Annotated in this window: 20 protein-coding genes; 12 read left to right on the forward strand and 8 right to left on the reverse strand. The window is 49.9% G+C overall.

The annotated features are described in order from the left end of the window. The first annotated feature begins 4 nt into the window (after window positions 1-4). The 5 genes from FH603_RS11970 (at window position 5) to FH603_RS11990 (ending at window position 6123) form a co-directional block, all read left to right on the forward strand. Window positions 5-1021 (forward strand): hypothetical protein, encoded by a 1017-nt coding sequence (locus FH603_RS11970; protein ID WP_186737748.1) that lies wholly within the window; start codon window positions 5-7, stop codon window positions 1019-1021. A 115-nt stretch (window positions 1022-1136) separates the two neighbouring features. After that, window positions 1137-2246, forward strand: coding sequence for a glycosyltransferase family 4 protein (locus FH603_RS11975; RefSeq protein ID WP_186737749.1), 1110 nt, complete (start codon window positions 1137-1139; stop codon window positions 2244-2246). Window positions 2247-2384: 138 nt separating this feature from the next. Further along, window positions 2385-3758 (forward strand): hypothetical protein, encoded by a 1374-nt coding sequence (locus tag FH603_RS11980; protein ID WP_186737750.1) that lies wholly within the window; start codon window positions 2385-2387, stop codon window positions 3756-3758. A gap of 29 nt (window positions 3759-3787) precedes the next feature. Beyond that, the gene (locus FH603_RS11985; RefSeq protein WP_186737751.1) at window positions 3788-4987 is read left to right on the forward strand and encodes a glycosyltransferase family 4 protein; all 1200 of its coding nucleotides are present in this window, start codon (window positions 3788-3790) and stop codon (window positions 4985-4987) included. Between the two features lie 17 nt (window positions 4988-5004). Continuing rightward, entirely contained in the window at window positions 5005-6123 is a 1119-nt protein-coding gene (locus FH603_RS11990; RefSeq protein ID WP_186737752.1) for a glycosyltransferase family 4 protein, read from the forward strand. Between the two features lie 68 nt (window positions 6124-6191). On the opposite strand, the gene FH603_RS11995 is transcribed toward FH603_RS11990, so the two are convergent. The 3 genes from FH603_RS11995 to FH603_RS12005 all read right to left on the reverse strand — a co-directional run bounded on the left by FH603_RS11995 (window position 6192) and on the right by FH603_RS12005 (window position 9950). Continuing rightward, complete coding sequence (locus tag FH603_RS11995) at window positions 6192-7043, reverse strand: polysaccharide deacetylase family protein (protein WP_186737753.1); 852 nt, start codon at window positions 7041-7043, stop codon at window positions 6192-6194. A gap of 86 nt (window positions 7044-7129) precedes the next feature. After that, a complete protein-coding gene (locus tag FH603_RS12000; RefSeq protein WP_186737754.1) occupies window positions 7130-7894 on the reverse strand; it encodes a methionyl-tRNA formyltransferase in 765 nt (254 codons plus the stop codon). A 67-nt stretch (window positions 7895-7961) separates the two neighbouring features. Further along, window positions 7962-9950 carry a sialate O-acetylesterase gene (locus tag FH603_RS12005; protein ID WP_186737755.1) on the reverse strand — a complete coding sequence of 663 codons (1989 nt, stop codon included), beginning with the start codon at window positions 9948-9950 and terminating at the stop codon, window positions 7962-7964. A gap of 135 nt (window positions 9951-10085) precedes the next feature. On the opposite strand from FH603_RS12005, the gene FH603_RS12010 reads away from it, so the two are divergent. The 4 genes from FH603_RS12010 (at window position 10086) to FH603_RS12025 (ending at window position 13847) form a co-directional block, all read left to right on the forward strand. Beyond that, window positions 10086-11036 (forward strand): glycosyltransferase family 2 protein, encoded by a 951-nt coding sequence (locus tag FH603_RS12010; protein ID WP_186737756.1) that lies wholly within the window; start codon window positions 10086-10088, stop codon window positions 11034-11036. After that, entirely contained in the window at window positions 10987-11619 is a 633-nt protein-coding gene (locus tag FH603_RS12015) for a WcaF family extracellular polysaccharide biosynthesis acetyltransferase (RefSeq protein ID WP_394366377.1), read from the forward strand. The genes FH603_RS12010 and FH603_RS12015 overlap by 50 nt, the downstream gene beginning before the upstream one ends. A 65-nt stretch (window positions 11620-11684) precedes the next feature. Continuing rightward, window positions 11685-12458 carry a glycosyltransferase family 2 protein gene (locus FH603_RS12020; protein WP_186737757.1) on the forward strand — a complete coding sequence of 258 codons (774 nt, stop codon included), beginning with the start codon at window positions 11685-11687 and terminating at the stop codon, window positions 12456-12458. Window positions 12459-12638: 180 nt separating this feature from the next. Then, window positions 12639-13847 (forward strand): glycosyltransferase family 4 protein, encoded by a 1209-nt coding sequence (locus FH603_RS12025; RefSeq protein WP_186737758.1) that lies wholly within the window; start codon window positions 12639-12641, stop codon window positions 13845-13847. Window positions 13848-13910: 63 nt separating this feature from the next. Here the strand turns inward: FH603_RS12025 and FH603_RS12030 are convergent, their stop codons facing one another. Further along, a complete protein-coding gene (locus tag FH603_RS12030; protein ID WP_186737759.1) occupies window positions 13911-14300 on the reverse strand; it encodes a response regulator in 390 nt (129 codons plus the stop codon). Between the two features lie 452 nt (window positions 14301-14752). Here FH603_RS12030 and dinB point away from each other — a divergent pair, with 452 nt between their 5' ends. Then, window positions 14753-15832 (forward strand): DNA polymerase IV, encoded by a 1080-nt coding sequence (gene dinB, locus FH603_RS12035; RefSeq protein WP_186737760.1) that lies wholly within the window; start codon window positions 14753-14755, stop codon window positions 15830-15832. Window positions 15833-15854: 22 nt separating this feature from the next. Here dinB and FH603_RS12040 read toward each other — a convergent pair whose 3' ends face one another. The 3 genes from FH603_RS12040 to FH603_RS12050 form a co-directional block, all read right to left on the reverse strand. Next, the gene (locus FH603_RS12040; protein ID WP_186737761.1) at window positions 15855-17909 is read right to left on the reverse strand and encodes an ATP-binding protein; all 2055 of its coding nucleotides are present in this window, start codon (window positions 17907-17909) and stop codon (window positions 15855-15857) included. Window positions 17910-18009: 100 nt separating this feature from the next. After that, window positions 18010-18288, reverse strand: a complete 279-nt coding sequence (locus FH603_RS29245; protein ID WP_186737762.1) for a LytTR family DNA-binding domain-containing protein — start codon at window positions 18286-18288, stop codon at window positions 18010-18012. Between the two features lie 165 nt (window positions 18289-18453). Continuing rightward, window positions 18454-18807: a hypothetical protein gene (locus tag FH603_RS12050; protein ID WP_186737763.1), complete on the reverse strand. Its 354-nt coding sequence runs from the start codon at window positions 18805-18807 to the stop codon at window positions 18454-18456. Window positions 18808-19064: 257 nt separating this feature from the next. Between FH603_RS12050 and FH603_RS12055 the strand changes: the two genes are divergently transcribed. Continuing rightward, the gene (locus tag FH603_RS12055; protein WP_186737764.1) at window positions 19065-19298 is read left to right on the forward strand and encodes a hypothetical protein; all 234 of its coding nucleotides are present in this window, start codon (window positions 19065-19067) and stop codon (window positions 19296-19298) included. A 142-nt stretch (window positions 19299-19440) separates the two neighbouring features. On the opposite strand, the gene FH603_RS12060 is transcribed toward FH603_RS12055, so the two are convergent. Continuing rightward, on the reverse strand, window positions 19441-20655 hold the full coding sequence (locus FH603_RS12060; RefSeq protein ID WP_186737765.1) for a multidrug effflux MFS transporter: 1215 nt from the start codon (window positions 20653-20655) through the stop codon (window positions 19441-19443). Between the two features lie 250 nt (window positions 20656-20905). Here FH603_RS12060 and FH603_RS12065 point away from each other — a divergent pair, with 250 nt between their 5' ends. Beyond that, entirely contained in the window at window positions 20906-21238 is a 333-nt protein-coding gene (locus FH603_RS12065; RefSeq protein ID WP_186737766.1) for a hypothetical protein, read from the forward strand. Window positions 21239-21363: the final 125 nt, after the last annotated feature.

Genomic DNA, 21363 nt, shown 5'->3' on the forward strand with positions numbered 1-21363 from the left:
CCCTGTGCTAGTAACCATCTGTACCATCCGCCAGCTACCCCAGGCCTTTGCCCTGGGTGATAGCGTTCTACCCTACGCTACCGACATCGACGGGAAACCAGCGTCGTTTTTGATTGGTTTAGCCGATGATCCGGCTCACTTACCGGCCGATTTCAGTTCGCCCTATTCGCTCATCCCCCTTAGTAGCCTGCTTCCCGCCGAAACGCTGGCAGCTCTTTCGGCAACGTATACCCCAACGGAGTTTGCGGCTGCCTGCAAACCGCTGTTCATCAGGGAAGTTTTCAGCCTTTATCCAGATGAAACCCGTCTGATCTATGCCGATCCAAATATCTTGTTTCTGCATTTGCTCACCACGATCTGGGATCAACTCGGCGAAAACAATGCGCTGCTGACCCCCCACATTACCCAACGACCCAACGACACGGCCTGGCCCGACGAAAAGTTTTTTCAGAACGTTGGCCTTTACAGTGCCGACTTTCTGGCATTTCGGCGATCGGACGAGACAGACCGGTTACTGGCGTGGTGGCAGGATCGGGCTCAGGAACGGGCCTACATTAACTTTTGCGCCGGTTTATGTACCGACCAGCTCTGGCTGATGTACATGCCCGTATTTTTTACGCTTGTTCAGGTCGTTAAAAATCCCGGCTGGCACGCAGCCCTCTGGAACCTGCCCGAACGAAGCCTGAAAGCTGACCATTCAGGCTGGCAAATCACCGGACCCACAGCCGCTGACCAGCCCTTATTATTTTTCAATGCCAAAGGGCTATTCAATGCCGATGAAGGTTTTTTTCCGAACCAGAATCGACTGAAACTGGCCAATCGTCCTGATGTACAGGCCCTGTTGGCCAGCTACCAACAGGCGGTTTCGGCCCGGGCCAATCCTGTTTTATCCAGTCAGTATCCGGCCTACGGTCAGCAACGGGAACCAGCCGTATTGAGGGGCTGGCGCCGGGTAACCGTCCAATCGATGCGGGTCGTTACACGCTTTATCGATCAGGTGCCGCTTCCCGTAATCCGATAGAGCAACAGGGACAAATGCCGGATAACCAACGTGGTTTCATCAAATAAAACCGTAATTTTGCGGGCACATTTTCCCAGAAAAATACAAACGCAGAACTGTTTGTAGATTTCCCTCTATGAAAGTTCTCTACGATCATCAATCATTTACCGGCATGACCTATGGGGGTGTTTCCCGGTATTTTTTTGACCTGATGCGCTCCTTCGCCAACCGGCAGGATATTGAGTTCGAGTTATCCCTCCGGCTTTCCAACAATGAGTATCTCGATCAGGCTTCGTTCAGTCGTCATATACGATACCGCAGTCTGTCGCAGGTCCGGAATGTAAACCGCGTCGCGTCGGTGCTGAACCGGATTCATAGTCTGCGCCGGATTCGTGCGGGCGCATTCGATGTTTTTCACCCTACTTACTACCATCGTTACTTTTTGAACGCCCTGGGTTCCAAACCGTTCGTACTTACGTTTCATGACGCAGCCAGTGAACGGTTTGGCGATATCTACCCCGAGTTGGGGGAAGGACTGTACGAAATCAAGAAAAAGCTCATCGAGCGGGCCGATGTGATCATTTCAGTATCGGAGTTTTCGAAGCAGGAGATTCTGCATTATTTCCCGGTTGATCCCGCCAAAGTGAGCGTTGTACATCTGGGTACGGCATTCGGCACCGAACAAGTGAACGGCACGTCGCTACAGGCATCAGAACCTTTCCCCTATGTGCTGTATGTGGGCAAACGGGGATTTTACAAAAACTTCAACGGATTTTTCCGGGCCATCCAGCCTGTTCTACATCGACATCCCGACCTGCACGTGATCTGTGCCGGGGGTGGTACCTTCAACAGCGACGAGCAGGCCATGTTCCATAATGCCCGTTTAGATAAGCGCGTTCACTACCGGCCGGTTACCGACGCTGGCCTGATGTCGCTCTACCGTCATGCCCGGGCCTTTGTGTTTCCGTCACTAAACGAGGGATTTGGTATTCCGGTACTGGAAGCTTTCAGCGGAAATTGTCCCGTAATTCTGAGCAATCGGAGTTCGCTGCCCGAAGTGGGGGCCGATGCAGCCGTATATTTCGATCCTGAAGACGACACAGCCATTGCCGATGCGGTAGAACGCGTCATAACCGATGAAGCGCTCCGGGAAGACCTGATCCGAAAGGGAACAGAACGATTGAAAAATTTTTCATGTGATAAAACCGCCCAGCAAACCCTGGATATTTACCGAACTTTGTGCTGAGGTAGTCACCTGGCGGACCTTAGCAACGGTAGCCAGTCAGACTACGCACTGAAGAACGGCCGATTGCCGTTTTCATGATAGACCCTCTCAGCGCATGTCGACATGATGACAGCCTGTATTTGTAAATAACATTGATTGATGAAAAACATACTTCGTCTGCTGCAAGACCTCGATTACATCCGGATTGTTATCGGGATATGTATTCTGGTGGACGGTTATCCACTCATTTTCTTTTTTAGAGAAACGCTCCGACTGGCACCGGGCAGCACCGTCTTTACCGCGGCTGTCTTTGCTTTCGGCTTGATCTTAATGGTTCCGTTTACCATACTACGCCGATTGTATCGACCCCACATGACGATGCTCTGGCTTGGTGTCGGGTTCCTGTTATTCTGCGTTTTGTACATGTGCGTCTATGTGGGTGAGGGTGGCTTCAATGAGTTTGGCAAGGACACGGTCTATTACATCTATATTTTTGTATTCCTGTTTCTGCTCATCAACATCCCGAATGACATTCTCCGCGTGTTTGTGCCGGTCATTGTCATTTTTACGCTCGTATCGAACCTGGGGCTCATCTATTCGCTCCTGACCAACCCCAGCTGGGCCGTTGGTATGCGTGCATCGATCACCATTGGTGGCAGCGATGAAGCCTCCGGTAACCCCCACGCCTTTTCGCGGAATGCGTTCATGGGTGTCGTAGCCTGCGCTATCTGGCTCCTGAGTTCCGAAACCAGCGTCATATTCCGACTGCTGGCTTTCTTTGCCGGTGTGATCAACATAGCAATACTCGTTCTTACCCAAACCCGATCGGCTATCGTAGCCCTGATCGTGGCGGTCATTTTTTTCGTCTATTACAACGTTCGACCCACTCAGGTCCGGCAGACGGTTCGTCGTCTGATGACCCCTATCCCGCTTATCATTATGGCGGTTGGGTTCATTGGACTTCTCTTCCTGATGCGCCGGTTTAACGACGCTTACTCTATTCTCTACGGCTATTTCGTCAACTTTGTCGAGCGAAACATGGAGAATGTCTACGCAATCCTGGGTCTCAACGCTGCCGGGACCACCTATCAGGCTACCCTGGACGATTCGTCGGCCAACCGGTCGGTAAGCGCTTTGTTTTTTAACAATGTCATCGAGGGCCACGCGCACATGCTTATTCTGGGCTATGGCTATAAATACCTGTATCTGGACGTGCCTATTCTGGAATCACTTACCAACCAGGGTATTCTGGGTATCGGTCTGTTTGGTGGCTTGAACGCCGTGATCATGTATCACGTGCTAAGCGCCATGCGTCGTAATCCGAATCCAATGAGTGTTTTTCTGGCTTATTTCTATATGCTGGTCCTGGTTCAGTTATTCACCAACGGACGCCCGTATGATATATCGTTCTGGTTTCCACTAGGGCTGATGATTCGGTTTATGGGTGTCGATCATCTGTTTCCCGCTTATCTTGTCAACCGTCCGGCAGACGCTTCCAGCGAACTGCTCGTCGTTACTCCTAACCCCGCCTGACGCCGGCTCCGAGCAGGTAGTCCCGACCTATGCGCATTCTGATTATTCATAACATTCTCTGGGCTCATTATAAAGCCAGTGTGTTTCAGGCGCTACAACAGGCCGTCGATCAGCATCCGGGCATCACCCTTAAAGTTCTGCAAATAGCCCGTAACGAGCGGTCACGGGCGGGTCTCGAAACGGCGGTAGCCGACGGGACGGCCCCCACCTACACGTATAATTACGAGCTGTTGTTCGACCGGTTCCTGGAAGACGTTAGTCTGGCCGACCGTACCCGTGCGCTGCTTCGGGCAGTGCGCGCGTTTAAACCCGACGTTATCAACCTGACGGGATACTACGACCCTGCCCAGCAGCTATTGCTGCTCTGGGCCAACGCCAACGGGGTTCGGGTTGTTATGCAGTCTGAAAGCACCATGGCCGACCAGCAGCGGGGCGGCTGGAAAGATCAACTCAAGCGGTGGTTGCTTAGCCGCTGCGATGGTTTTTTTTGCTTCGGAAACCAGTCGGCCGATTACCTGATCAAGCTGGGGGTCCCGCCCGAAAAAGTCCTGATGCGGAAGAACGCCGTGGATAATGAGTCACTTCGAGCGGTTTTTGAGAAGGCGTTGCCCACCCGGTCCAGCCAACAGCAGGCATTGGGACTTCGCCCGAACAATATTGTGTTCGTCGGTCGGCTAATTGGCGTCAAGAATCTGCCTATGCTGGTAACCGCCTTTGCCGAAGCCCGGAAGCGCTCCCTGGCTGCTGCCAGCTGGGGGTTGATCATGCTGGGCGATGGCGCTGAACAGGATCGGCTGACGGCGCAAATCCAATCCCTCGGGCTTGCCGATGCAGTCCATATTCTGCCGGGCCGACCCTGGTTTCAGGTACCGCAGGTACTGGCGTTAAGCAACGTGCTGGCGTTGCCAAGCCGGTCGGAGCCGTGGGGACTAGTAGTTAACGAAGCCATGGCCTGTGGCTTACCCGTTATTGTTTCGAACCGCTGCGGCTGCGTCCCCGACCTGGTTCACGACCGCCGGAACGGTTTCGTTTTCGATCCTGATGAACCGAATCAACTGGTAGAACAATTGACTGGTTTTATGAACGGCAGCGTTGATATTGACCGGATGAGCCGGTTAGCCGAAGCGTCTGTCATTTCCTATGCGCCCGATGCCGTTGCCCGGGAGATGTTAGATGGGTTTCGGCGGGTGGTGTTAAGGTCGTCGAAAGCGGCCCATTTTAGTGCATAAATTCAGTGGCTTGACCTATGAAAATCTTCTTTCCGATCGGTTCATTCTACCCGGCGCAAATTGGTGGCCCCGACAACACCATGTACTGGCAAGCCAAAGCCCTTTTCAAGCGTGGGCATGAGATTTGTGTCGCTACGACCGATGATGGAATTGGCAATACGCTGCCTACAGATACATGGCTCGATACCGATTACGGACGGGTCATCTACGTCAAGACGGCCATCCACTACGCGCCTGTGAAGCTGCTGCTGGCTTCCTTAAAGCCATTATGGCGCTGCGACATCGTTCATTTGTCTGTTATGTACTTTCCCATTTCATGGTTGCTGGCTCCGCTAGCCATCCTGTTAGGGAAAAAAATTGTCTGGACACCTCATGGTGAGCTTGACCCCGATGCCATGATTTATAGCAAAGGACGTAAGCAGGTTGTACTCCGGCTGATTCGTTTGATGCGTAAATGGGTTGTATTCAATTCAACCTGCGATGCCGAAACCGGCTATTTGCGCGATCATTTTGGTCCTGATGTACGGGTCGTTCAGCTACCCTGCTTTATGGAACTCCCCCCTAAGCTGGATCATATTGCCGGTAATTACTGGTTATTTGTTGGCCGCATTCACCCTAAAAAAGCCGTTGAACGCCTTATTGAGGCTCTGCCCCTGGTCCGGACCAAAAAACGGCTGAAAATCATCGGCGATCATCACAACGAATACGGTGATCAGTTGATAGCCCTGGCAACCCGGCTCGGCGTGATCGACCAGATCGACTTTCTGGGGCATAAACGAGGTAGCGATAAATACCAGCTCATGGCAGACGCCTACTGCCTGATTATGCCCTCTCATACCGAAAATTTCGGCATTGTAGTGATTGAAGCACTTTCGCAGGGGACCCCTGCTATTGCGTCTTTCGGTACACCCTGGCAAATCCTGAGTGATCGGCAGGCCGGGTTCTGGTCCTCGAACGAGGTAGGCCCACTCGCGGAGACGCTGAACCAAATGGCGGACCTGGATGAAAAAACGTACGAAACCTATCGATCCAATGCCGCTACGCTCGTAGAAGAGTTCGATATCGAGAAAAGCATCTATAAATGGGAAGCCGTATATCGGCAGTTACTCGACCAGCAGGTGCCGGTTGGCATTTAGGACGCCATGCATTCGGGGTAATGAAGGTGTGACGGGTCCGCCTTCGCCACCCGGAATGCTCTGTTTATTTACAGGACTTTCTTTTTCATCACCCTGGTCCAGTCCACCTGCCGGTCAGCTTCGGCCAGGTCGACAAATGGAAACTCGGTGAGCAATCGTTTGAGCTTGGGCCAGCATCCTCTGAGCCCATAATACGATTTGAACTGCCGCGCCCGGCTCAAACCCGGAATCATAGGCTGCTGGGCGTCGAAATCACGGGGATGGAAATACGTCATTACGTAATCGGACCGGCGCATCAGTCCCTGTATGGCCGTATAAGGCAAGACCCGAAAATAGCCACCACCCGAAAAGATCAGATCCTGACCCAGTACAGCCGCCGTGTTGATGGGAAATTCTTTGAGTAACGTACCACCTACATCCAGATAACCGGGCTCGAACATACCCAGTGATGCATCTCCTCCGTGTGCCCGACGAGCCGAGAATACCGAGCAGTCAACCTCGATACCCTGCTCTACCAGGATCGGAAATACCCACCGATTATACTCTTTAATGGAAAAACCGGGAGCGCGATAGGCCCTGATCTTTTTCCCGGTTAAATCCTGCAGGTGCTTGATAGAACGCTCCAGATCGGCCTGGAATTCGGTGGGGGTTTGCTCGTAGGCAAGTTGGTGGGCATACGAATGGGTTGCGACCTCGTAACCAGCCGCGTCAATTCGTCGGATTATATCCGGGTGCTTGTCAGCTACCCAGCCCAGGCAGAAAAAGGTAGCCCGGCTGTTTGTTTCATCTAAAAGCTGGAAGATAAGATCCATATTCTGATGAATCCGGGTTTCGTACTGTCCCCAGTCGGCCTCCGTTCTCGTCGATGCATTATCCAGAATATGAAACCACTCTTCAATATCAAACGTCAAAATATTCATTGAAAGTCCGTGAGTTAGCCAGGTAGTGAGTTAAGCAACCGGCCGGTATGAGCGACAACGCGCCCCCTGACCAGCACACCAACCGACTAATAGAATCGCTTGCCAGCGGCCAGGAAAGCCTGCACATCGGCGCGGGTGGGAAATGTAAAATACGTCATCTGCGAGGCATCGTTCTCGATCAGGGTGGGGTTACCGGCATGTATTTTTTCAATAGCCTCCAGGATCGCATCCATACCCATCTTCTTGGTAACATCGATCAGCTGAGCCTGTGTCATGCTTCCAATGGCAAGTTTATGCTGCACCAGAATGGGACCGCTATCGATGCCTTCATCCACAAAGAATACGGAAACGCCGGTATGCGTCTCGCCGTTTTTGAGTACCCAGAACGATGGCATCAACCCCCGGTATTTGGGCAGCAGGGCGGTGTGCAGATTGATACACCCATGGGTAGCCACATCCAGCAGTTTGCGTTTGAATATTTGATTGCCCGCAATCGACACCAGCAGATCGGGTTCATAGGCCCTTATTTTCTCCAGGTTCTCATCCTTATTGATCCCCCCCTCGATATGAATCAGGGGAATATTACGATCGGCCAGTGTTTTACGAACGTTATTCCGGCTGTCTAACTTCGAGCCTACGAACTTGAAGCCGTAACGAACAAAGAATGGCAGACCGAAAATATTGTAAGTCTTCTTCATTTTCTCCCCAAAACTTTCCCGTTTGCCAAATGGCGACACGTCGAATACCACCGTTGCGACAACTTCAGCGTAGGGTGGCAGTTTTTTGAGCAGATAATTAATATTGCGGGCGAGGTAGAATGGATCATCCTGCGTCAGAATCACAAGGCGCATAAGTGGTAGGAGAGCGTTGGTTGCAACTACAAAACTACAGAATCCGGCGCAAAGCCCACGCGGCAACCTATCGAACGACAACCTTCCGGCGTAGAAGCTGTCCAGTCGCCGTTTCCAGATCGGCTATGTACAGGCCCGCAGCTACGTCGTCCAGGGTAAGGGTCATGGTCGTACGGGGTGAGCCCGTCCAGCGTTTTATGGTCCGTCCCAGTAGATCACGCACCGTAATAATCGAGAACATAACCCGATCTGACTGGATATACAGGACCCGATCGGCCGAGAGCGGATTGGGGTACAGGCGTACCACCGGCTCGGTTGGTTCGACGGCCAGCACCAGAGGACGAGCACTGACAACATTGCTGTAAGCAGACTCCGACACATCACTATAAGCCCTCAAGCGGTAAAAGTAGGTACCCAATGGATTGGTCAATAAAGTGTCGGTATACGTAGCCCTACCGCCCGACAGGGTACCAATTCGCCTGAAAGTAGTAGGCGTATCGTCGGCCCGCTCGATATACTGTACCTGTGCCGTAGCCGACGGCGTCCAGTTCAGCTGTATTTTCGTTTCTGTAAGGGGGCGGGCGGCCAGCGTCATTATGGGCGCAATGGCATCGGCAATAGGAACGTTGTCGAACGTAAATGCCCGTACTCCCCGTGCGTTTTTCAGGGTTGGCCCGTCATAGAATGTCGACAGTTGATCGGAGAAATAAGCGGGCAGGTATCGGATCGCCCTGGCCGAAGCTGGTTGTTGAAGCGACAGCGTCACCCGGTTACCGCTGGTTGAAACACCGGAAACCAGACCCGCCTGCTTGTCGAGGTAAAAGTAGTGGCGCAGGAAACGGCTACCCACTTTTTGCTCCGTCGCGAAATTATAAAAAGCCGTATCTCTGAATACCATTTGCATTTCGTTATCAAACACCAGCGTAATCGAGTCTTTACGGGGACTGTAGAAAACCTTTTTTATGTCCGGTGAATTGATTTGCACAGTATCCTTCGAACCGTATACATCACGCGCAATTTGTCTGAACTGTTCACGCGCTAATTGCTGGTTGGCCTCGGGGCTGTAGTGAATACCATCGTAACCCGGTGTACCAACGGTGGCAATCGATTCTACGTTGTTATACAGGTATTTGGTACGTCGCTGGAAGTCCCGGAGCGCAGCAGCTCCATCCTGCTGGTCGGCCAGAATATTTACCTGGCCAACGTAGATACGGGCGTTACCGTAGTCCTGGCGGAGTTGTGAATAAAGCGTACTGAACTTTTCAGCATAGCCCTCCGGACCATTACCCGCTTCGTCCTCGCCCTGTTTCCAGATAATTGCTTTCACGTGTTTATCAACCCCCGCCCAGCGAGCCCGGAAAAGTAACTGACCATAATAGGTGCCCAGGTTAGCCGGGTTGGCAGCGTCCCGCGTCGACAACTCAATAATGCCAGTTCCGCCAACGGCTCCATTGAGCATCACCGTTGGAATACCATAGGTCTGCAGGATGAGTCGTTGGAGCGTAAGACCAAACCCGCCAACGCTGGCATACGGATCTTTAGCCGGATACCACCGCATGTCGGCGGGAATGTCGGGGGAGTTGAACGGGAATGTACAATTGCGAAGGTACTTGTCATCGAAGTTAAACGAGTAGAACTGATCTAAGCCTGACAGCGCCTTGGCATTCGATTGTCCATGAATAATATAGACATCGCCACAAACAATCCGGTTTCGGACAGCTACCAGTGTCGAATCATTGTTTTTGTACAAAAAGACCCGCACCGTGTATTCAGCAGGCTCAGCCTTGATAAGACCCTGAAACTGAAATACCGTTTTGGCAACGGCTGGGGCGATCGTCTGGCTAAAGGCCTGACTCACCACCCCTTCCCTCAGTAACTGCACCCCTACTTTAGTCCACCCAGCCGCCGTAACGGTTCCACTGACAGGTACATTTGCCTGATTCGTTTCATTCCGTGGATAGAGTTGCAGGTCACGCGGCAGTTGATTAAATACTACCTGCCCTACTACCGTAAAATAGCATAAAAACAATACAAGTGATCCGTAAAGTCTTACCATTAGTTTTTTACCGTCTAAAAAAAGTTATAATATTGCGTAGAATATCGGCTATGAAAATAGTTTTGTAAAAATAATGCCTTTTTCGGCACATCGCATTGAAACAGGTGTTGTTAATAGCTACTTGAGTTTTACCCCATGACTGACGTATCCGTCATCATTCTAACCCACAACGAAGAGAAACACATTGCCCGGTGTTTGCAGAGCCTTCAGTTGTTTACCCGCGACATTTTCATTGTTGACTCCTTTTCGACCGATCGAACCGTCGACATTGCCCGCTCGATGGGAGCTGTTGTCGTTCAGAACCCATGGGTTAACTATGCGACTCAGTTTAACTTTGGTATTACCCATACGCCATTCCAGTCAACATGGTTGATGCGCATGGATGCCGATGAGTATGTCCTGCCTGAACTGGCAGCTGAAATCAGCAAACGGATAGCCACACTCCCGGCCGACGTAACAGGCATATATGTTAAACGTCGTGTCCTGTTTTTCGACCGCTGGATCAAACATGGCGATTACTACCCCATATGGCTTATGCGGCTCTGGCGACGGGGACAGGGGATCTGTGAAGAAACCTGGATGGATGAGCACATTAAGCTCACCCCATCTACCAGCAGTACAGCCGCCAAAACGATACAGTTCCAGAACGATCTGGTCGACCATAACCTGAACAATTTAACCTGGTGGACACAAAAGCATAATAACTACGCCATTCGGGAAGTCATTGATTTACTGAACATAAAGTATAATTTTGATGAAACACAGCGGGTGGAACCCAAACTGTTTGGCTCGCAGGAACAACGAACGCGTTACCTTAAAATACAATATGCCTCCTTACCCCTGTTTACCCGGCCTTTTTTGTACTTTTTGTATCGATACTTTTTCCGAATGGGTTTCTTAGATGGTCGACGTGGCCTCATCTGGCATTTTTTACAGGCGGGCTGGTACCGCTTTCTGGTAGATGCCAAAGTATTCGAAGTATACTTTCATGCTGGCCGCGACAAACAGGCTATCATCAACTATTTCAGAACGGAATATGGAAAAGACCTCAAACCCGCGCCACCCCGGCAGATCGGTCAGTCCTGAACCGGCACTTATGGAACAGCCAATGCAGCTAAACGGCCAAACGGATTTTTCCCGCTTCAACAACAGCTGGTACAACCCCGGGCCCCGTTGGAAAATACTCCTGTGGTTTCTGGCCAACTCGTTGTTTCTGAACACGTATCTACCCATTCCCGTTTCCCTGAAAATTGCGGTGCTACGGCTGTTCGGTGCAAAGATCGGATCGAACTGTATGATAAAACCAGCCGTCAATATCAAGTATCCGTGGCTGCTTCGGGTGGGGAACCACGTGTGGATTGGCGAGCAGGTATGGATCGATAACTTCAGCGAAATCGTTATGGGCGATAATGTGTGCGTATCGCAGGGGGCTATGCTGCTCACGGGTAACCACGACTACAGTAGCCCTACCTTCGATCTTATCCCTAAACCTATTACGCTCGACAATGGCGTATGGATCGGTGCGAAGGCCATCGTGTGCCCAGGTGTACACTGTCATTCGCATGCGGTGCTGGCAGTAGGCTCAATAGCTACCAAGCCACTGAGTGCGTACGGGATTTATCAAGGGAATCCGGCCGTTCAGGTCCGGCAGCGTAAAATCAGTTCATAGGCCCCGGCGGTTGCTCACAAAAGCGCAGTTGGTCCTATACACTCCATATCACCCAGTTTCTTTACGTGAAAGTATCCATTATAACAGTCGTCTACAACGGGGCCGAACATATTCGCGACTGCATCGAATCGGTACTCAGTCAGACTTACCCGGACATTGAGTACATTATCATCGATGGCAAATCGACCGACGGCACCGTAGCGATTGTACAAGCGTATGGCACTAAAATTGCCCGATTTGTATCTGAACCTGACAAAGGACTGTACGATGCAATGAACAAAGGTATAAGTATGGCTACCGGCGAGGTCATTGGGCTTCTAAACGCTGATGATTTCTATCGCCATGACCGGGTCATTACCAACATGGTTTCTTTAATCGAGCAAACTGGTAGTGATGCTGTTTACGGCGATATGCTCTACGTTGACCGCGACGATACCCAGAAGCTCAAGCGCTACTGGCGTTCGGGCTGGTATTCCGACAACGCCTTTAAGTGGGGCTGGATGCCCGGGCATTTGTCGTTCTTTGCCAAACGTACCCTATACGAAACGTGTGGTCTGTTCAGACTTGATATGAAAAGTGCGGCTGATTACGAACTGCTTCTACGCTTTATTCATAAACATAAGGCTAAACTATCGTACATGAACGAGGTAACAATTGTGATGCGGGCAGGCGGAATCAGTAACAGTAGTCTCAAGAACCGGCTCCGGGCTAACCGGGAGGACAAACTGGCCTGGGAACTAAACGGACTCCAACCTTACTTCTTCACCCTTTGGCTAAAGCCATTGCGTAAAATCAGGCAATATATCAGTAAGCCTCCCGTAAAAAATGCTCATTCCTAGTCCTATACCTTTCGCCGTTAGATCAATTTTTGATTGAAAAGCAGGACAAACCAGTGATTTTTACACCCGTCCCACCAGAGTGTCTATTAAAATAGCCCTCAAGTGATGGAAATCGTGTCGTTGCTGGCTTTCTTCATCAACCGTATTTGCCCAGCATACCACTACTAAACGACCAGCCTTATGAATGTTGACCTGTTTATAGCTTACCTTCAACATAAATTTCAGGACGATCTGTTTACACTCGGTCTATATCAATGCATTTTATCGTTTCTGGTAGCTTGTTTCGTAGCCGTTGTAGCCATTCCCGTCATAATTAAAATTTCGGAGTTAAAATCATTAATGGAGAAACCGGGCGAACGCCGGTCTCATACTACGCCAACACCAACCTTCGGTGGAATCGCGATTTACGCTGGTATCCTGATTGCCTATTTCTTATGGCCCAGTATTGATCAAACCGACATTTACCGCACGAACCTCTCGGTTGCCGGGATGACGATCCTGTTCTTTATCGGCATCAAAGATGATCTGGTCGGTATCGACCCGAATAAGAAGATCCTGTTTCAGGTATTGGCCGCCATGATCCTGATTTTTTTCGGTGAACTGCGCGTCGATTATTTATACGGTATTCTGGGGTTTCACCACATCACCGAAATCATCAGTATTCTATTAACCTGCTTCATCTTTATCGCGCTTACCAACGCAATTAACCTCATCGATGGTATCGACGGGTTAGCGGGCGGCATTGCTACCATTGCAAGCGCTACTTTCGGCGGCTGGTTTCTACTTACCAATCACTTTACGATGGCTTGCCTGGCCTTTACGCTGGCAGGGGCCCTTATTGGTTTTCTGCGGTTCAACTTTTCCAAGACCAGCAAGATTTTTATGGGCAATACCGGGTCGCTCATCATTGGTTTTATGCTGGCCTTTTTCGCCGTTCGATTTGTCAATCTCAATGCCTCCTTCCGCTACGAGCCTACTGCCTTTTTCAACGCCCCTATCATTGCCATCGTTATCCTGATTATTCCCATTTTCGACACGCTTCGGGTGTTTCTCGTACGGATTCTGGCGGGTAAGTCACCCTTCTCAGCCGACCGTAACCACATGCATCACATACTGCTCGACAATGGCCTTTCGCATATAAAGGCCACGGCGGTTCTTTGTGGTATATCCTTGTCCAATACCGTTTTGTTTTTCCTGCTACATAGTAACATTTCAAACACCCAATCACTCTTTATTCTGGGAGGACTGTTTGGGCTGTATATGGTGATTAGCTTCATGCTGAAAATGCGGATCATGTATGTGTCAACCCATCCACGCCGTCGAATGGCTGTGTTGCGCCGGGAGTTACAAAGTGGAATCTTTGGCCGTCGCCTTGTTGACTATCTCTAAGTCTGGACGTCATAAAAAAAGCCTTCAGATCAATCTGAAGGCTTTTTTTATGACGTCTAAGCACTACCGTAACCAACTATCGCATATATAATTGACCGATTTTCGCAACGAAGGTTGATCGGCAATTTTAGATAAGTAATAATTACCGCCCTGAAGTTGAGTCTGCTCGATATCTGTATCACTGGCAGCATGGGACCAGACTACAACCGGCACATCTTTCAGACGGTTGTGATTTCGGATCCAGGTCAGAATGTCTAACCCACTTATTTCGGGCAGACGAAGGTCTAAAAAGATCAGATCTGGTACTGATGAGAACGTTTCAGCGAAAGCGATAGCCTGATCGAACTGCATGACCTGGTGTACGCGCGTCAGCTTGACACAGTCTTTGAACGCCATCTCCAGCAGAACGCGTTCATCTTCATCGTCGTCAATCAAAAGTATATGGTTTTCCATATGGATGTGTCTGGTGACTCTATCTCTATTGCACGTTGCTAACGGGCTGCTACTACCTGCCGACAATCGTACATTGATCATTTTAGAAAGTACTGATGCAGCGGCTTCAAAACCAGTTCGTGTGGCTTATCCGCCTAGCCTATGTAATCAAAATACATATTCCATAGAACGAATCGGAGTCGGCCTAGAGTAAAACCAGATAATGGCCTCAGTTGTTATTATGTAACATGAGTCTAGCAAGTGTATAGATACTATCAAAAAATGTACCAACTAAATGTCATACAACCTTCTCAATAAGTCCTGGCTTTGCGGGCAAAACAGCTACCATTAATCATGACTTGAACAGAGTGCCTCACAGGCAGGCAAATCTCCTCTATCTATTAAAAAGCCGGGAACACTATCCTATATTTTTACTATAGTATATTGCATCTACATTACTCCTTCCTTTTTGTATGGATCTACTGCCGCAACGAAAAATCATTCATGTCGATATGGATGCCTTCTATGCCTCCGTCGAACAACGCGACAATCCTGATTTGCGGGGCCAGCCCGTTGCCGTAGGTGGCTCGCGGCAACGGGGGGTAGTGGCAGCGGCCAGCTACGAAGCCCGTCAATTTGGTGTTCGGTCAGCTATGGCCTCGTCGGTAGCTATTCGCAAATGTCCTGATCTGCTCTTTGTTAAGCCTCGTTTCGATGTTTACAAAACGGTGTCCAATCAAATACGAGCCGTTTTCGCAGCCTATACCGATCTGATCGAACCCCTGTCGTTAGATGAAGCCTATCTTGATGTAACGGCTTCCGTAGCTGAAGGGCAAACGGCAACGCAGCTGGCCCAAACCATCAAAGAAAGGATAAAAGAAGAGACAGGCTTAACAGCCTCAGCCGGGGTCTCTTACAATAAATTCCTGGCCAAGCTTGCTTCCGACTACCGAAAGCCCGACGGTCTTTTCGTTATCAGACCCCACCAGGGCCTGGCTTTCGTAGAGACACTGGCGGTTGGTCAATTTCATGGGATTGGCCAGGTAACGGCTGCCCGTATGAATCAGTTAGGAATTTTTACGGGTCTGGATTTGAGGCAGCAGAGTGAAGCCTTCTTATGCAGACATTTTGGTAAGGTTGGCCAGCATTATTATTCCATAGCCCGCGGGGTCGATGAGCGACCCGTAACCGCCAACCGGGTTAGAAAGTCAGTGGGGTCGGAAAACACCTTTGAACAGGATTTAACAGAATATCTGGCGTTAACTGCCGGTCTACAACCGTTGATTGATGATGTCTGGTCTTACTACCAACGCACGGGTGTAAGCGGACGCACGGTCACGTTAAAAGTAAAATATGCCGATTTCCAGCAGATCACCCGTAGCCGTACAGTTGTGAGCCCGGTTGCAGACCGGGCTCTTCTTGAGCGGATCATACTCGAACTACTCAACTCCCTTCTGCCGCTGGCTAAAGGCGTTCGGTTGTTGGGCGTATCGATGTCCGGTTTACAGGCGGCCGACGCCCCCGCCGATGGCCAGTTACGACTCAACCTGTAAGCTGCGGGCTTGTAATCGTACGCTACACCACCAACAGATTCTGATCGGCAGCGATTTCATTTATCTCTGGCCAGCTTAAATAAATAACTGTACCGGCGTCTGGTGTACTCTCGATGGATAAATAGCCATCATTCAACTGCATCAATTCATAGCATAAAACCAGTCCTAAGCCTGTCCCTTTCTCTCCCTCTGTTCCCGGGCAGCTAGTCATTTTTTCAGACTCGTCAAAGACTGGGATGGAAGCCATACCCTGGCCGTGGTCCCGAATCGCGACCATCCGTTGCCCCCGGCCCGAACGTACACTTACCTCGACAGCACTTCCGGCTGGAGCATACTTTATGGCGTTCTGAAGAATATTCCGAAGAACAACGCAGGCAAAACTTTCATCAGCCAGTACAACGACCGGCTCCATATTCAGCTCGATCCGGACCTTTTTCAGGAAAGCACTGCTTCCATACAACGCAATCACATCATTGACGATATCACTCAAATCTATAGGCTGAACAAACCCTTTGCGCTTTTTTTGTTTCAGCATCGACCAGTGCAGCAGATTATCCAATGTACAGTACAATTGATCGACAACTGACTGCATTCGCCTGAACGAGAGCGCCTGTCCACCATGTGTTAGGGCTTGTTCTCCCACCACAGCCAACTCACTCTTTAGGCTGATGACCGGACCCCGCAGATCATGACCAAGCACCTTCAGCAGGTTAGTCTGGAGCCTGTTCTGTTCAGCAAGTTGGGTAGCCTGACGCTGAATCTCTTCTTTGTGTGCCACCAGCTTTTTTCGTATTTTGTTAGTGTGCCAATAGCTAACCAAAATGATGACCAGAAAGCTAGTCGTAAAGACTAAAAACAGACTTAGTATCGTTTGTCGCAATTCCTGATCCCGGGCTTCTTGGCGACTTTTGGCAATATTGACTTGCTGTTGTCGGATTACTTGTTCTTTTTTACTCAAATGGTAGTTTGCTTCCAACATCGTTGCCACTTCAATTCCATTACGACTTATCAGGCTATCTTCAATTGCTTTTACCCACTTTAAGTGATGATACGCTTCTTTGTAAAGGCCTGCCTCCTGCTCCAGATCAACTAAAATTTTAATACTTGCCAGGTATTCCGGCTTCACGGCCTGACGGGTAGAATCGTTGAACAGCATAATTCCCAGTCGGGCGATGGTAACGGGGTCAACTTTCTGGCTATGCTTCTGCACTAAAGCGAGCATGGTCAAGTGGGACACCGTATAAGAAGCCTCCATATGCTCCCGCTGTGAAAGTTCGATCAACTCCTTCAGATACACCATACCAGAGTCATACTGCTTACACTCGAACAGATACGTACTGATTGCATCCAGTTGGTCAAGCACCTGACTGGCATCGTTTGTTTTTCGGGCAACGAGCAACGCTTTTTTGTAATTGGCCAACGCAGCGGCATGGCGTCCATCGATCCCTTCCTGATTGGCCAGCGTGCTGTAGGCCAGACTCAGCTGTTGGAGTTTATAGGGATCTGCGCTTTGGGCCATTTGTTTCACCAACGATAGGTTGTGAAGCGTATACTCCCGCGCCAGTTTCCTTTTTCCCAGTTGCTGGTGCGTCAGGATAATCATGATCAGCGCTCTGCTTTGCTTGATCGTATCGTGAGCCAGTTCGGCCAGGCGCAGGCAGCGCAGACCAGCATCGGTAGCCAACCTGTATTTACCCTGATCGGTGTAGATCATGGCTATCCCCTGCCAGGCACTGGCCATGATAGATGTATCTCCCTGTTGCTTCGCTAGTTGAAGGGTTTTCTGATAGACTTCTATACTCTTTTTTAGCTGCGCTTTGCGTTTGTAATAATAAGCTAAGGCCAGATAACATTTTAATTCATACGAAGCCTGCTGAAGCTGCCGGGCTATCTCGAACGTCTTTTGAAGGTAGATATACCCACTATCTGGTTTATAGCTGTATATATACTGATGGGCCAGTGCATACGTTCGCTTAAGCTGCGCGGTATCGTACGGGGTCTTTGCCCCTTGTCGTTGTCCAACCTGTGTGTAGCCCGCCGAGAGCAGCAAAGCAGCTAAAAGCAGTAATTGTTTCATGAAGAGTGTCGGTGGGATACAGTAGCTTGATCTCCACCCTAAGCCGACCTGCTGTCAGTCCAGCTTAGACGCTTCGATCTCCTTATAAATCAATAGCTAATTACTTGATAATGAACTGAACATGGTCTTTAAAAGTAACGCCAATACCCAACCTGGCTTTATCAAGGTAACTAGCCTGCGACTCAAGCCGGGCAAAACAAGCGATATTAATAACATATGGTTTATGTATCCTTTTAAATTGATTATGTGGCAATTTCTGTTCAATCTTTGATATTTTCTCATTCACAACGAAAATATCATGCTTCGTGTGGATTTTGCGGTAAACGCTGTACGTCTCAATGAACTGAATATCGTCCGGAAAAAGCCTTTTGTTTGGCAATCCGGGAAATCCTTACCCACAAGATCTGGCTACGGGATTAACGCAGTAAGGGAATACGAACAGGTCCGCCTGTTCGCTTGTCTAATGCCTGTAATTAGACATTGATCAATTAAACGGGCGGACCTGTTCGTACACATTTCCGTCAAATGGTAGGCCATGCCTACCCTACTGCGGGAACATCGAGACGGTAAGGTTGTCGCTGGTTATATCCGGAAACAGGGAATACCGCTCAAGTCGGGCCAGATATAGCGTTACCAGCAGTACCTGCCGGTCGCTGCCATTGGGATGAGGAATTTTCCGGCCATAAGGCGGCATAGCCACCACATATCGGTGCATGGCATTATCGATCTCAGGAAAAATCAATTCATGTTCTGTACCACAGGCGTAAGCTGGTCCGAACAGGGTATCGAAATCCATCCAGATGGCGGCTCCTATCCGTTGCGCCGACTGACGATCCGCATCGGTATAAAGCATAAACCGGACCAGGGCCTGGGGGCTGATTGCTGTTGTTGTGTCCATTAGTAGTTGTTGTTCAATTGAGTTGCTTCAAAACTCACCCACTATATTACACATTTGCTATATATAGTACAAGTACAAACTAGACAACTCTATATAATTCTCTTTAGTGGTTCATAATCCCATTGCCCGGCATCGATAACCGTGTGACAGAAAAACATCAAAAGGCGCAGTTAAGCCCTAAAAAAGAGCGTGTTGAGAGATGAAATAGCTGATTTTTTTGTTCTTATTATGAACGTAAACAGCCGACAAAAACCTACATGGAATCAACGTACATCGCCAATACACTGCCTTCTGGTACGCTGCCAGCCGTTACTACCCATAGCCATCGCCGGAAAGCAAATGGTCCCGCTACGGCGGCTTTGCTCATCCAGATGGCAACTGAAATACTGACTACATCGCCGACGATGCGGCAGCGCATGAACATTACCCTGACCGATCTGGCTGCAGCCGATAAAGTGCGGAAAAGCTTGCTCAAGACCACAGCGAAGTAGACGTCCAGACGAGTATTTCTGTTATTTGACAAGGTACTAAGCGAACAGGGTGTATGGAAAAGCCAGGACGTCAATCCTGGCTTTTCCATACACCCTGTTCGCTTAAAAGGCCTTACCGCCTATATTAACGTAACCGACTGCTTTACTCCCTGACTTCTTCTAGTTGTCCGGCCGGGTGGATCGCCCGTTGGCCGAACAGCAGGATAACCAGCCCGCTGAGGGCGCAGATCAGCATGATACCCACCATCGGAACGGCGGTGTTGTTGTGCAGTACACTAACCGCTCCCGATACCAGCGCGCCGAACCCCATTCGCAGACTACCCATCAGAGCCGCAGCGCTGCCACCGTGCTTTTCAAAAGGAGCCAGCGAAAGGGCTGATGAATTTGGGCCCGTCAGCCCCTGCCCGCACAGGAACAGAAATAGCATGGCAATAAGACCATACTGACCATACCAGCCCGCCCAGGTCCCCATTACCAGAAACGCGCCCACAACCGACTGGTAAATCAAGGTTGTATACACTATCTGTTCGCTAGAGAAGCGCTTCAGGAGCAGGTGATTCAACTGGTTGGGTGCCAGAATAGCAATAGCCAGAATGGCAAAAATCCAGCCGTACTCCTGTTCACTTACCCGGTATATGTTCATGAACACATCCGGCGAACCCGCAATGTAGGCAAAGGGAGCAGCCGTAGCGATACCCCCGGCCAGCGCATATGTCAGGAATTGGGGCTCTCTCAACACGGTAAAAAAACTACCCAGTACTGCCTGAGGCCGTAACGAGATCGATGGGTCCGGCAGTCGGCCATTGGGCAGGAGGTAGTAAATAGCCACCAGCATCAGGGCCGTGATAATGGCCAGGATAATAAAAATCGAATGCCAGCCTAAGGCTACCGTTGCATACCCCCCAATAGTGGGTGCAATCATGGGAGAAATAGCCACCACCAGCGTTAGCAGCGAAAACACCCTGGCAATGTCTTTTATCGGGAACAGATCACGAACCAGCGCCTGCGCAGCAACCAGCCCCACACACCCTCCCAGTGCCTGTAGAAGCCGCATCAGGATCAGGGTCTCGATCGAACTGGTCATGGCACAGCCCACCGATGCCAGGCCGTAAATTATCAGCCCTACATACAACGGCTTCTTCCGCCCAAACCGATCCAGCAGGGGGCCGTAGAGCAGTTGTCCAACCGAAATGCCAATAAAATACACGGTCAATGATAACTGAACCTGCGAAATAGACGTGTTCAGATCGCTGGCAATAGCCGGGAAACCCGGCAAATACATATCTATAGCGAAGGGACTCACGGTAGAGAGAGTCCCCAGAATCAGAATGATACTAAAATGTTGTCGTCGAGTCATACTTACAAAAAAGCTCATGACGTATAGACGTTTCACCTGTTGGTATTGTTCCGATTAAACCCCTACAAACCAGGCACGTGGCCAGTCTCTTGGTATACTGAAAGATAAAGTTAAAACATTCCAAAACCAGACCCGAGCCCCCAATAACCGGCACAAATGCCTGCTTAGCCCAGGGCCGGATGGGTACGCAGTAACATTTGACCACTGTCACCGGTTAGGTACTCATCAAACCAATCCCGTTTTATAACGTATGAGCCAGTCATCTGAAAACCTTAAAGTGATTTTTTACGAGCCGAGCGCCACCGGAGACCAGGGCGTGATCGTAGCGGATGGTTATTTTAGCTTCGTGCCTACGTTCAAAACAGGTGATGCGATCAACATTACCGTAGCCCGGAAAGAAGCCACTGACCCCGTTGTTCATAACCCCATTGGCCATAAAACGCACCATGTTACGGCAACGGACTGGGTCGTTATGATCGATGAAACCTCCAAAGAAGCCGTAGCGACACTTATCGTGTCGGTGTCGACCATTGGAAAATCCGATACGCAAGCCGTTTATCCGAGCCTGGTAGCGACCCACTAATCCTGATTTTCATTTTAGAGTATGTTTTGGATAGTCTAAAAATGAGAGTCCGTCTTATCTTGTAGTTACCAAGCTCCAAGATCATGAACGAATCGTTTCAAGCACTAACGGACTCTCAATGGCAA

Origin of the sequence: Spirosoma utsteinense, from assembly GCF_014282275.1 — a bacterium.
GTDB classification, from domain to species: Bacteria; Bacteroidota; Bacteroidia; order Cytophagales; family Spirosomataceae; genus Spirosoma; species Spirosoma utsteinense.

Bases quoted from the DNA above. Each gene is read 5' to 3' on its own strand.
- FH603_RS11975 (WP_186737749.1), top strand. From the start codon at position 1,137: ATGAAAGTTCTCTACGATCATCAATCATTTACCGGCATGACCTATGGG.
- FH603_RS11980 (WP_186737750.1), top strand. From the start codon at position 2,385: ATGAAAAACATACTTCGTCTGCTGCAAGACCTCGATTACATCCGGATT.
- FH603_RS11985 (WP_186737751.1), top strand. From the start codon at position 3,788: ATGCGCATTCTGATTATTCATAACATTCTCTGGGCTCATTATAAAGCC.
- FH603_RS11990 (WP_186737752.1), top strand. From the start codon at position 5,005: ATGAAAATCTTCTTTCCGATCGGTTCATTCTACCCGGCGCAAATTGGT.
- FH603_RS11995 (WP_186737753.1), bottom strand. From the start codon at position 7,043: ATGAATATTTTGACGTTTGATATTGAAGAGTGGTTTCATATTCTGGAT.
- FH603_RS12000 (WP_186737754.1), bottom strand. From the start codon at position 7,894: ATGCGCCTTGTGATTCTGACGCAGGATGATCCATTCTACCTCGCCCGC.
- FH603_RS12005 (WP_186737755.1), bottom strand. From the start codon at position 9,950: ATGGTAAGACTTTACGGATCACTTGTATTGTTTTTATGCTATTTTACG.
- FH603_RS12010 (WP_186737756.1), top strand. From the start codon at position 10,086: ATGACTGACGTATCCGTCATCATTCTAACCCACAACGAAGAGAAACAC.
- FH603_RS12015 (WP_394366377.1), top strand. From the start codon at position 10,987: ATGGAAAAGACCTCAAACCCGCGCCACCCCGGCAGATCGGTCAGTCCT.
- FH603_RS12025 (WP_186737758.1), top strand. From the start codon at position 12,639: ATGAATGTTGACCTGTTTATAGCTTACCTTCAACATAAATTTCAGGAC.
- FH603_RS12030 (WP_186737759.1), bottom strand. From the start codon at position 14,300: ATGGAAAACCATATACTTTTGATTGACGACGATGAAGATGAACGCGTT.
- dinB (WP_186737760.1), top strand. From the start codon at position 14,753: ATGGATCTACTGCCGCAACGAAAAATCATTCATGTCGATATGGATGCC.
- FH603_RS12040 (WP_186737761.1), bottom strand. From the start codon at position 17,909: ATGAAACAATTACTGCTTTTAGCTGCTTTGCTGCTCTCGGCGGGCTAC.
- FH603_RS12050 (WP_186737763.1), bottom strand. From the start codon at position 18,807: ATGGACACAACAACAGCAATCAGCCCCCAGGCCCTGGTCCGGTTTATG.
- FH603_RS12055 (WP_186737764.1), top strand. From the start codon at position 19,065: ATGGAATCAACGTACATCGCCAATACACTGCCTTCTGGTACGCTGCCA.
- FH603_RS12060 (WP_186737765.1), bottom strand. From the start codon at position 20,655: ATGACTCGACGACAACATTTTAGTATCATTCTGATTCTGGGGACTCTC.
- FH603_RS12065 (WP_186737766.1), top strand. From the start codon at position 20,906: ATGAGCCAGTCATCTGAAAACCTTAAAGTGATTTTTTACGAGCCGAGC.